The sequence below is a fragment of the Marinobacter sp. genome (assembly GCF_041690455.1).
GTDB lineage: Bacteria > Pseudomonadota > Gammaproteobacteria > Pseudomonadales > Oleiphilaceae > Marinobacter.
On the sequence record NZ_JAWLHI010000092.1, the window covers coordinates 1 to 10,853 of the forward strand.

At 60.4% G+C, this 10,853-nt stretch carries 10 protein-coding genes; 6 read left to right on the plus strand and 4 right to left on the minus strand.

Features of this window, described 5'->3' with window-relative positions:
• Positions 1–156: 156 nt before the first annotated feature.
• A complete protein-coding gene (locus ACESMW_RS17030; protein ID WP_372988189.1) occupies positions 157–918 on the minus strand; it encodes an SDR family oxidoreductase in 762 nt (253 codons plus the stop codon).
• 370 nt (positions 919–1,288) lie between these two features.
• Between ACESMW_RS17030 and ACESMW_RS17035 the strand changes: the two genes are divergently transcribed.
• From ACESMW_RS17035 to gspD, 6 genes are all read left to right on the plus strand, one after another.
• Positions 1,289–1,828, plus strand: a complete 540-nt coding sequence (locus ACESMW_RS17035; protein WP_372988190.1) for an FxsA family protein — start codon at positions 1,289–1,291, stop codon at positions 1,826–1,828.
• A gap of 196 nt (positions 1,829–2,024) precedes the next feature.
• Positions 2,025–2,312 (plus strand): co-chaperone GroES, encoded by a 288-nt coding sequence (groES, locus tag ACESMW_RS17040; protein ID WP_372988191.1) that lies wholly within the window; start codon positions 2,025–2,027, stop codon positions 2,310–2,312.
• Between the two features lie 75 nt (positions 2,313–2,387).
• Positions 2,388–4,040 carry a chaperonin GroEL gene (gene groL, locus ACESMW_RS17045; protein WP_372988192.1) on the plus strand — a complete coding sequence of 551 codons (1,653 nt, stop codon included), beginning with the start codon at positions 2,388–2,390 and terminating at the stop codon, positions 4,038–4,040.
• Positions 4,041–4,207: 167 nt separating this feature from the next.
• Positions 4,208–4,999 (plus strand): type II secretion system protein N, encoded by a 792-nt coding sequence (gspN, locus tag ACESMW_RS17050; protein ID WP_372988193.1) that lies wholly within the window; start codon positions 4,208–4,210, stop codon positions 4,997–4,999.
• 1 nt (position 5,000) lies between these two features.
• On the plus strand, positions 5,001–5,852 hold the full coding sequence (locus tag ACESMW_RS17055) for a type II secretion system protein N (protein ID WP_372988194.1): 852 nt from the start codon (positions 5,001–5,003) through the stop codon (positions 5,850–5,852).
• Positions 5,853–5,884: 32 nt separating this feature from the next.
• Complete coding sequence (gene gspD, locus ACESMW_RS17060; RefSeq protein WP_372988195.1) at positions 5,885–7,846, plus strand: type II secretion system secretin GspD; 1,962 nt, start codon at positions 5,885–5,887, stop codon at positions 7,844–7,846.
• A gap of 163 nt (positions 7,847–8,009) precedes the next feature.
• On the opposite strand, the gene ACESMW_RS17065 is transcribed toward gspD, so the two are convergent.
• The 3 genes from ACESMW_RS17065 to ACESMW_RS17075 form a co-directional block, all read right to left on the minus strand.
• Positions 8,010–9,983 carry a M48 family metallopeptidase gene (locus tag ACESMW_RS17065; protein ID WP_372988196.1) on the minus strand — a complete coding sequence of 658 codons (1,974 nt, stop codon included), beginning with the start codon at positions 9,981–9,983 and terminating at the stop codon, positions 8,010–8,012.
• Between the two features lie 10 nt (positions 9,984–9,993).
• Entirely contained in the window at positions 9,994–10,581 is a 588-nt protein-coding gene (locus ACESMW_RS17070) for a LemA family protein (RefSeq protein ID WP_372988197.1), read from the minus strand.
• Positions 10,582–10,768: 187 nt separating this feature from the next.
• Positions 10,769–10,853: Fe-Mn family superoxide dismutase (locus tag ACESMW_RS17075; RefSeq protein WP_372988198.1), on the minus strand; the 85-nt coding region annotated here is incomplete at its 5' end.

A 10,853-nucleotide genomic window follows, 5' to 3' on the forward strand; every position in this document is an offset into this window, starting at 1 on the left:
TGGGTTGCGGCTTTTGGGTGATGGTCGGGGTTGGGGTCTGAAGAAAGCTTTCTTCAGACCCCTGCTTGGACTTCAACTCCGAGGCCAGAGCCAAGATGGGGTCAGAAGAACAAGTTCTTCAGACCCCTGTGCGATGACCCCGGCCTCAACATCCCATTAAAGCCGCAGGCCGCCGTCGATTTCGATGACTCGCCCGGAGGCATAGTCGTTTTCAAAGATGAACGCCACGGTCGAGGCAATCTCTTCCGGCTCACCCATGCGCTTCAACGGAATGCCGGCGGTCATCTTCTCGAGGGCTTCGGGTTTCATGGAGCCGGTCATTTCGGTTTCGATGAAGCCGGGGGCGATGCCCATGCAGCGGATGTTGTAGCGGGCGAGTTCTTTGGCCCAGACCGGGACCAGGGCGGAGACGCCGGCCTTGGCGGCGGAATAGTTGCTCTGGCCCATGTTGCCGGCGCGGGAGATGGAGGCGATGTTGACGATCACGCCCTGGTCGCCGTTCTCGATCATGCGGGTGGCGGCTTCGCGGCCGCACAGGAACACGCCGGTGAGGTTGATGTCTATGACGGACTGCCACTGGGACAGTTCCATGCGTTTCTCGACCTTGCCGTCCTTGACCTTCACCATCAGGCCGTCGCGCAGGATGCCGGCGTTGTTGACCAGGCCGTTGAGTTGGCCGAAGTCTTCAACGATGGTTTTGAAGGTAGCTTCCACCTCGTCTTCCTTTGCCACGTTGCAGACGTAGGTTTTGGCTTCGCCGCCGGCTTTTTTGCAGGCTTCGGCGGCTTCTGCGAGTTTTTCCGGCATCAGGTCAATGAGTGCGACTCTGGCACCTTTGCCCGCCAGGTATTCGGCCATGGCGCGGCCCAGACCCTGGCCGGCGCCGGTGATTGCAATCACGGAATCTTGAAGTTTCATGGTTTGCCCTAATTGAGTTATCAGGTGGTTTTACGTTTCTGTGTGCCGCGATTTGTTTTTTGTGGTGGGAGTATAACCGTGAACGTGGGGTGTGATGAACTTGGGGTCCACACTTGGGGTCTGATGAAAGCTTTCATCTGACCCCGGCTTGGACCAGGTCTTTGAGGTCAGACCCAACTTGGGGTCAGAAGAAGGTTTTCTTCAGACCCCTGTGCTGAAGTCTGACTCGGGGTCTGATGAATGCTTTCATCTGACCCCTGTTTGGACGGAAGCTTAGAGGTCGGACCTAACTCGGGGTCAGAAGAACAAGTTCTTCAGACCCCTGTGCAGAGTCAGACCGCTGTGCATTTACATACCAAGAGGAGGCACTTTGGCCATCTTTCTTTTTTTATTCATAGTCATGCCGATCGCCGAGATGGCGGTGTTGATTCAGGTGGGCGGCATGATTGGTGTGCTCAATACCATCGGGCTGGTGTTGCTGACGGCGGTGATCGGGGCCTGGCTGTTGCGCCAGCAGGGTCTGGCGACCTTGCTTCGGGCGCGGCAGCGGCTGAACAGTGGTGAGTTGCCCGCGCGTGAGGTGGCCGAGGGGCTGATTCTGGCGGTGGGCGGCGCGTTGTTGCTGACACCGGGCTTTATCACGGACACCATCGGTTTCCTGTGCCTGATTCCCGGCACCCGTCATTTCTTCGCGGCCCAGGTACTCAAGCGGTTGGTGATTTCCGGGCAGAGCAGCAGCTTTTATTTCCGGGCCGGCGGGGGTGATCCGTTCGGGCAGGATCCGTTCGGGGGCCGGGAGAATCCCTTTGGCCAGCGGCGTCCGTTTGAGCGCGATGAGAACGGCGACATCATCGAGGGTGAGTATCAGGACCAGACCGAGCGGGACCACGATCGCATCGAAAAAAAGTGAAAAAATTTTTCATCCCGGGTGTTGAAAATACCTACGCCAACCCCATTAAGGTCTCACAAGTTCGCTGCGGGCTGATATCGGCTGTAAATCAGCCGCTTATGCAGCCGGGCAATTTGGCTGGACAGGGCATCGGCCCGTCCAACCTCATTAACAACTGTCATTGCCACATTAATCTGACTATTGGAGAAACCGAGCAATGAAAATTCGTCCGCTACACGATCGTGTTGTCGTGCGCCGTAAGGAAGAAGAAGAGAAAACTGCGGGTGGCATCGTGCTGCCGGGTAACGCCAAAGAAAAGCCTTCCCAGGGTGAAGTAATTGCCGTCGGTAACGGCCGCATCCTGGACAACGGCGAAACCCGCTCACTGGCGGTCAAGGTGGGTGACACGGTGGTTTTCGGCCAGTACGCCGGTAACACCGTCAAGATCGACGGTGAAGAGCTGCTCATCATGAGCGAGAACGACATCTACGGCGTGCTTGAGTGATCGCTGAGGCGACAGGCACGAACGCTCATTAATCCGATTGATTCAATTTCGGTTTAACGAACAGGAATAGAAGACATGGCAGCAAAAGAAGTTAAATTCGGTGATAGCGCTCGCAAGCGCATGGTCGCAGGTGTCAACATCCTGGCGGACGCGGTCAAGGTAACCCTGGGTCCCAAGGGCCGTAACGTGGTTCTGGAGAAGTCTTTCGGCGCTCCGACCGTCACCAAGGACGGCGTTTCCGTGGCCAAGGAAATCGAACTGAAAGACAAGTTCGAGAACATGGGCGCCCAGATGGTGAAGGAAGTTGCTTCCCAGGCCAACGAGAACGCGGGTGACGGTACCACTACTGCAACCGTTCTGGCCCAGTCCATCGTCAACGAGGGTATCAAGGCGGTGACTGCCGGCATGAACCCGATGGATCTGAAGCGCGGCATCGATAAGGCAACCACCGAAGCGGTGAAGGCGATTCGCGAAATGGCGACTCCCTGCAACGACAGCCGTAACATCGCCCAGGTTGGCACCATCTCCGCCAACGGCGACGAGACCATCGGCAAGCTGATCGCAGATGCGATGGAGCGTGTTGGTCAGGAAGGCGTCATTACTGTTGAGGAAGGTCGCAGCCTGGAAGACGAGCTGGACGTGGTTGAAGGTATGCAGTTCGACCGCGGCTTCCTGAGCCCGTACTTCATCAACAACCAGGACAACATGTCTGCCGAGCTGGATGACCCGTACATCCTGCTGGTCGACAAGAAGATCTCCAACATCCGCGAGCTGCTGCCGGTGCTGGAAGCTGTCGCGAAAGCTGGCAAGCCGCTGCAGATCATCGCCGAGGACATCGAGGGCGAAGCCCTGGCGACCCTGGTTGTGAACAACATGCGTGGCATCGTGAAGGTCAACGCCGTGAAGGCGCCTGGCTTCGGTGACCGTCGCAAGGAAATGCTGCAGGACATTGCCATCCTGACCGGTGGTACTGTGATCTCCGAAGAAGTCGGTCTGACTCTGGAAAACACCACCCTGGATGACCTGGGCACTGCCAAGCGTGTCAACGTCACCAAGGAGAACACCACCATTATCGGCGGTGCCGGTGGCCAGGCGGACATTGAGGCTCGCGTTGAGCAGATCCGCAAGCAGATCGAAGACAGCACCTCCGACTACGACAAGGAGAAGCTGCAGGAGCGCGTAGCCAAGCTGGCTGGCGGTGTTGCCGTGATCAAGGTTGGCGCCGGCTCCGAAGTGGAAATGAAAGAGAAGAAGGCCCGCGTTGAAGACGCGCTGCACTCCACCCGCGCTGCCGTTGAAGAAGGCATCGTGGCCGGTGGTGGTGTCACCCTGATCCGTGCCATTGCGGCTCTGGCCAAGGTTGACGCCATCAACGAAGAGCAGAAGGCCGGTGTCAACATCCTGCGCCGTGCCATGGAAGCGCCGCTTCGCCAGATCGTGTTCAACGCTGGTGGCGAGTCTTCCGTGGTGGTTGCCAAGGTTCGTGACGGCGAGGGTGCCTTCGGTTACAACGCCGCCACCGAAGAATACGGCGACATGCTGGAAATGGGTATCCTGGATCCTGCCAAGGTGACCCGTTCCGCGCTGCAGGCTGCTGCTTCCGTGGCTTCCCTGATCATCACCACCGAGGCGATGGTTGCGGACGAGCCGCAGGAAGAAGGTGCCGGCGGCGGTATGCCGGACATGGGTGGCATGGGCGGAATGGGAGGCATGGGCGGCATGATGTAATGCCGGCCTGATCCCGACCGGGTCCCGAATTCCGGGATCTGGCCCGATCTACCCTGAAAAACCCCGCACCGGGTCACACTGGTGCGGGGTTTTTTCGTTTTTTGTCATGAACTTGCCCGATGCCTTTGCTAGACTCGGATTCCAGTCTTTTTTGTGTGTATTAATGAATGAGTGACACCGAAACCAAATCCTTTTTCCGCCTGGGCAAGCTGTTGTTGCTGTTCCTGCTCGGGGCGCTGGTGTATGTGGTGGCACTCGTGATCCTGGTGCCCGCCGGCTGGTTGTGGCAGCAGGCGTCTGCCCATGTGAATGTGCCACCTCAGGTTCAGGTGCGGCAGGTGTCCGGCAAACTGTGGGACGGTGCCGCTGGCGTCGTGGTCGCCGGTTATCCGCTGCGGGTGGATTGGGCCCTGGGCTGGCCCTCCCTCGGTGGAATGACATTGCCCATGGATATTGAACTGGATACGGCACAATCCTCGCTCCAGGGCAATCTGACACTGGGCTGGCCCCTGAGCGCCGCGCTGGATGCTTCCGGTCACATCGGGGTCGCCGAGTTCCGCGAACTGATCCGCAAGAGCCGTGGTGCCATGATCGAAGGTGATGTGAACATCGATCGACTGCAGCTGGCCTGGGAAGATAACCGGGTTACCCGGGCCGATGGCCTGGCTACGTGGCCGGGCGGCCGGGTGACCTGGCCCATGGGCGACCAGACCGGTTCGGCGGATTTCCCGCCCATGCAGGCCAACCTGGATACGGTCGAGGGCGGAGTGGAACTGAAGATCGCGGAGCAGGGCGGCAGCGGGCCCGCGGCTCAGGCGAACCTGCTCTGGAACGGAATGATGGAAATCCAGGTCTACAAGCGTATGGTGGATCTGGCGGACCAGCCCTGGTCGGATTCTGCCAGTCCGGACGATGTGGTGTTCCGGGTCCGGCAACCGTTGATTCCCGGAGGCATATAATATGGTGGTCTTTCCTCGCCACGCCCAGGCCCGCGTGTCCCGGATTCTCGCCAATCTGTTGCTGTTTGGGCTGACGCTTTACCTCGCGGTTGCCCTGGCCCGGGTCACTTGGCTGGTGGCCTGGGATGACCGGCCGGTGCCGGTGGCACCGTCCCAGGAGTCGCTGGGAATGGCCGGTTCCGGCGGCCAGGATTTTCCGATCGCTGGTTATGATTTCTTTGGTCGGCCCAGTGTTCAGGCGGGCGTGGCTGAGTCAGTGAAGCGTTCGGCGCCGGAGACCGGTCTGCGCCTCCGCCTTGAAGGTGTGCTGGTTGGCGAACGCCCCGAGGGTTCCGGTGCTATAGTTGCAGGAAGTAACGGCGAAACCGCGTATTATCGGGTGGGTGACATGTTGCCCGGCAATGCCGAACTGGCCGAGGTGGAACCGGACCGGATTCTGCTGCGTCGGGGTGGGCGCTACGAATCACTGACCTTTGAGGAGTCGGTCGATTCGGGCATGGTTGCAGAAGTGGAGGATGTGCCGGCAGAATCGTCACCGGATGCCTTCCTGGCCAGTGCCCGCGAACAGCTGGACAGTCAGGGCGCGGCAGCGCTGGCGCAATATGGCCTGAGCCCGGTGGATGACAGCGGCATGTCCGGTTATGTCTACGACGGCTCGAATGCCATGCTCAATGCCGTCAATCTGCAGGCCGGCGATGTGATTACCGCCATCAACGGCCAGCGGCTGGGTGATCTGGAACAGGACAAATCCCTGCTGGAAAGCTGGCGCGGCCAGGCCCAGCTGGAGATCGAAATCGAGCGTGATGGAAGCATCCTCACCGTTAGTTATGCCATACCCGAGCAGTGGCGCTGACCGGGATCAACGATACAGGACGAAATCGCCAGATGTATAACCACAAGACGAATCTTCTACGGGCCATTGCGCTGCTGATCCTTCTTCCTCTGATGTCCCTGGCTCATGGGCAGGAGGAGACCTGGAGGCTGAACCTGAAAGACGCGGATATCCGTGCCTTCGTGACCCAGGTGGCAGACATCACCGGCTATAGTTTTGTGGTGGACCCCCGGGTCAAGGGTAAGGTGACGGTGCTTTCCAGTGCCCCCATGAACAAGGATGAAATCTACGACCTGTTCCTGGCAGTTCTGAACGTGCACGGCTTTACCGCCATCCCCGGGGAAGAGGTGATCAAGATCGTGCAGCAGGTGGACGCCAAGCAGTCCGCCGAGATACTGGACCGGTTTCCCGAAACCCCCTCCGAGCAACTGATCACCCGGGTGATCCAGATTGATAACGCCAACGCTCTGGAGCTGGTGCCTATCCTGCGACCATTGGTGGCCAAGTACGGGCACCTGGCGGGTGTGGCGGCCGCCAATGCCCTGATTGTCAGTGACCACCGTTCCAACATCGAACGCATCGAGCAGATCGTCCGGGAGCTGGACAGCCCCTCCAAGTACGAGGTGGAAGTGATCCAGCTGAAGGAAGCCTGGGTTGGTGATATGGTGACCCTGCTGCAGGAACTGGCGCCGGATGAACTGGGCAAGGCCGGGGGCGAGAATGCCGCCCGCAAATACAGCGTGACCGCCGATGAACGCAGCAACCGCCTGATTCTCCGGGGCGATGAATCCTTCCGGGACAAAATGCGCGAGCTGATTCGCAAGCTCGACCAGCCTTCCGCCACCGGTGGCACCACCAAGGTCATCCGGCTGAAGCACGCCGATGCCAAGAACCTGACCGAGATCCTCAAGGGTGTGATGGGTGAGGTGCTCAAGGAAGGCGGCTCGGCCAGTGGCGGTGGTGCCGGTGGTACTGCTGGCAACCCGAACAACAATTTCTCCGTCTTTGCGGACGAGGGTCTGAATGCCCTGGTGGTCCGTGGTGATCCTTCGTTGATGCAGGAAGCCGAGCAGATTGTGGCTCAGCTGGACCTGCGTCGCGCCCAGGTGATGATCGAGGCGGCCATTGTCGAGATCAGTGATGAGCTGGGGCAGGACCTTGGCGTCCAGCTCGCGGCGGGGGACGAGTCCGGTGAATCGACACCGGTAGTCGGTACCAACTTCGGCAATGTCGGTCGGAGCCTCGGGGATGTGCTCACCGCCATCCTGAGTGGATCGGCAATCACGCCGGCCACGGGAGGCATCACCATCGGCGCGGGCGAGCGGGATGAGAACGGCCTGAGCTGGGGTATTCTGCTCCAGGCCCTGTCCACCTCAAGTGCGGCGAACCTGCTGTCCACGCCGAGTATCATTACCCTGGATAACCAGGAATCCGAGATTACCGTGGGCCAGAACGTACCCTTCCGTACCGGCCAGACGGCGGTTACCGGCGATGGTCTGAGCAACCCGTTCACCACCATCGAACGCCGCGACGTGGGCCTGACCCTCAAGGTGACCCCGACCATCAGCGCCGACGGCTTGGTGCGCCTGGTAGTGGAGCAGACTACCGAGAGCGTGGCCGACAGCATCGAGAATGCCTCCGATATCGTCACCAACAAGCGTGAGATCAAGACCACCGTGCTGGCGGACGACGGCGAAACCATCGTCCTCGGCGGCCTCACCCGGGATGATCTCCAGGTCACCAAGAGCAAGGTGCCCCTGTTGGGTGATATTCCCGTACTCGGCCGGCTGTTCTCCTCAGAGTCCCAGAGCCGCATCAAGCGCAACCTGCTGGTGTTCCTGCGCCCGAAGATCATGCTGGGCAAGGCTGACGCCGTCGCTGCGACTGACGAGAAGTACAAGGCCCTGTGGGAGGTCAACCTGAACGTCCGCGAAAAGCTCGGCCTGCCCGACGCGAAGGAACGGCCGGCGATTGATGACCTGTTTGATCCCGGCAGTGAGATGCGGGTGCAGTGAGTTTTGAAGACGGGGGCATGCCTCTTGGGGTCTGATGAAAGCTTTCATCTGACCCCAGCTTGGATACCATACACCCAAGGTTCGCCTGAAGATGGGGTCAGATGAAGGTCTTCATCAGACCCCTGAGTTGATCTGACCCCTCCTTCACCTGAACCCATCGCCCCTACAACGGCGGCATCGGGCAATCCATCTGGTCCGCCACGAGCCGCATCAGCTCATACTCCCTCACTTCCACCTTGCCATCGTGGCTCACGCAGTGAGCGCAGGCGTCGATAATGGCCGGCTTGAGCAGGGGTGAGAGGCTGTTCAATGCCCTCAGCGCTTCCTGCAACTGCCGCATGGTGACTTTCTCCAGGGGTGGCAGGTCTCCCTTCCGGGTATGGATAAAGCCGGCAACGGCTTCCTGATAGAGTTTCTGCGCCTCGGTGTTGTCGGCAGTCCCGGCCCGGGCCATCAGGCTCAGTAATCTCTGGATAGCCGGCAACAACGGCTTATAACTTTTATAGCGTACGGGAACGACGCGGCCAGCATGATCGCCCAGGTGACGGGACAGGAAGCTGGTCAGCGTTAACTCGAACAGGCTGATCTTCTCGTCCGCCGCCGCGAGTTTTCGCACGTTGTTAATCAGGCTTTCCCGCTCCTCCGGGTCGAGCTTGCGCAGAGCCGGCATGGCCAGTTCCAGGGCGGGGAAGCGTACGCCTTCACCAATGCTTTTCAGGGCGGGCAGGATCTTTGCCATGATCTCCGGCTGGCAACCCAGCACGGGGTGCTCAGGCAGCAGGGCCAGGCGTTCCTTCTGCTGTTCCCGCGAAAGCTCAGTCACCAGCATGGCGTAGCACAGCTGGATGGCCCCGGCGCGGGTATAGAGCAGGGTGCGGAAGGTGGCTGGCAGCTGCTCCAGGAAACTGATGGCGAAGTCCTCACCGCGCCGGGTGACCGTGCCCACCTGGCTTGAGAGTTCCTTTGCCGGCAGCGGCGCAGCACGGGCGATGGGAGAGGTGCGCCCGGACCGGACCGGCTGGTAGATGTCCCGGGCGACGTCGGCAATACCCGCGCTACCGGCCGGGGCCTGGGCGCCGCCACGAAGATCGCTGGTTGGCCGGGTATCCCGCAGCCGGCTGCGCAGGCGGGCCAGAAGACCGGGCTGGATGGTGTTGATACGCACGTCGATGGGCGGGTGCGAGGCCAGCAGCGAGGTGAACTTCATCCGGGCGGCTTCGCCAAAGCACATATGGTTCATATCACTGGCGTGGCTGGTGGTGTCCAGGTAGCCGCCTTTCATACCGATCTTGAACAGGGCACCGCCGATGCCCTCGGGGTTACGGGTGAACTGCACCGAAGAGGCGTCCGCGAGCATCTCCCGCTGGCGGGACACGGCAGACTGGATCAGCCGGCCGAAGAACACGCCAACGTAGCCGATGACCATCAGGGCCAGACCCACCACGGCCATGGCAGCCTGGGCCCGGCCGTCCCGGTTCCGGGATCGGACCCCATGGCTGCTGTAGAATCCCGCGCGCAGCAGGAACTGGCCGATCTGGCCAATCATCAGAATGCCGGCCAGCAAGGCGATCAGGCGAACGTTGATCCGCATGTCGCCGTTGAGGATGTGGCTGAATTCATGGCCCACAACGCCCTGGAGCTCGTCCCGGTTCAGTTGGGTGAGAGCACCGTGGGTGACGACCATCACCGCCTCGCCCGGCGTGTAGCCGGCCACAAAGGCATTGATGCCGGTCTCCTGGTCCATCACATACAGTTCCGGCACGGTGACCCCGCTGGCAATGGCCATTTCCTCGACGATGTTGCGGAGCTTGCGTTCGTCCGGATCGCGGGTGTCCGGGTCGATGGCGCGCGCGCCCACCATGCGGGCCACCCGCTCACCGCCGCCGGCCAGGTCGACCCAGCGTACCAGTGAGCCGATGCCGATGAGGGCGACCACGGCGGAGGCCGTAATCAGGCCATGGCTGGACAGCAGCCAGTGGTGGAAGGCGAGGCTGGAGGTTTCGCTGCGGGTGACCAGGTAACCAACGACACAGACCGCGAGGGTGATCAGCACCACCGCGGTCAGGAACAGGAACACCAGCAGGCCGGTGTTGCGCCGGGCATGGGCCTGGCGCTGGAAAAATCCGGGATGAGCCATGGCTCAGGCCTCAGAAAGCGACTTTCGGGGCCTGGCGGGCTTCCGGGGTCTCAAGCTGCAGCTGGGCGGTTTCCTTGAACGCGAACATACCCGCGATGAGGTTGTTGGGGAACTTCTCGCGGAAGATGTTGTAGTTCATGACCCCGTCGTTGTAGGCCTGGCGGGCAAAGGAGACACGGTTCTCGGTGCTGGAGAGCTCTTCCATCAGCTGCTGGATGGTTTCGTTGGCCTTCAGCTCCGGGTAGTTCTCTGCCACGGCGTAGAAGTTGGCCAGGGCTTTGGTGAGCAGGTTCTCGGCGCCGCCCAGGCGCTGGATCTTGGTGCTGTCACCCGGATCGGTGGCGGCGTCCTTCTGGGCGCTGACCGCGTTGTTGCGGGCTTCCATCACCTGGGTCAGGGTGGATTTCTCGTGGGTGAGATAGGCCTTGGCGGCTTCCACCAGGTTGGGAATCAGGTCATGGCGCCGTTGCAGTTGCACGTCAATCTGGGCAAAGCCGTTCTTGAACTGGTTGCGCAGGGATACCAGCTGGTTGTAGATGAACACCAGGTAGATAACGACGACAGCGATCACTGCCAGGCCGATAAGGGTCGTTCCCATTTCAACTCCTCTGAATGGTTGGTCTGAATCTACTTCCTTGAGTATCCATGATTTTTTCAGAGATTTCCCGGCAGGGTTGTATCAATTTGTTCATTTTTGGTGCTGAGCGGATACAAAAACGCCCGCACAGGGCGGGCGCTTGCCGGCAGCCCGGATGGACCGCCTTCTGAAAGCCGGAATCGGCTGATTATGCCAGGTTTTCGTTGACGAAATCCCAGTTGACCAGGTTCCAGAACGCTTCCAGGTAGTTCGGACGGGAGTTCCGGTAATCG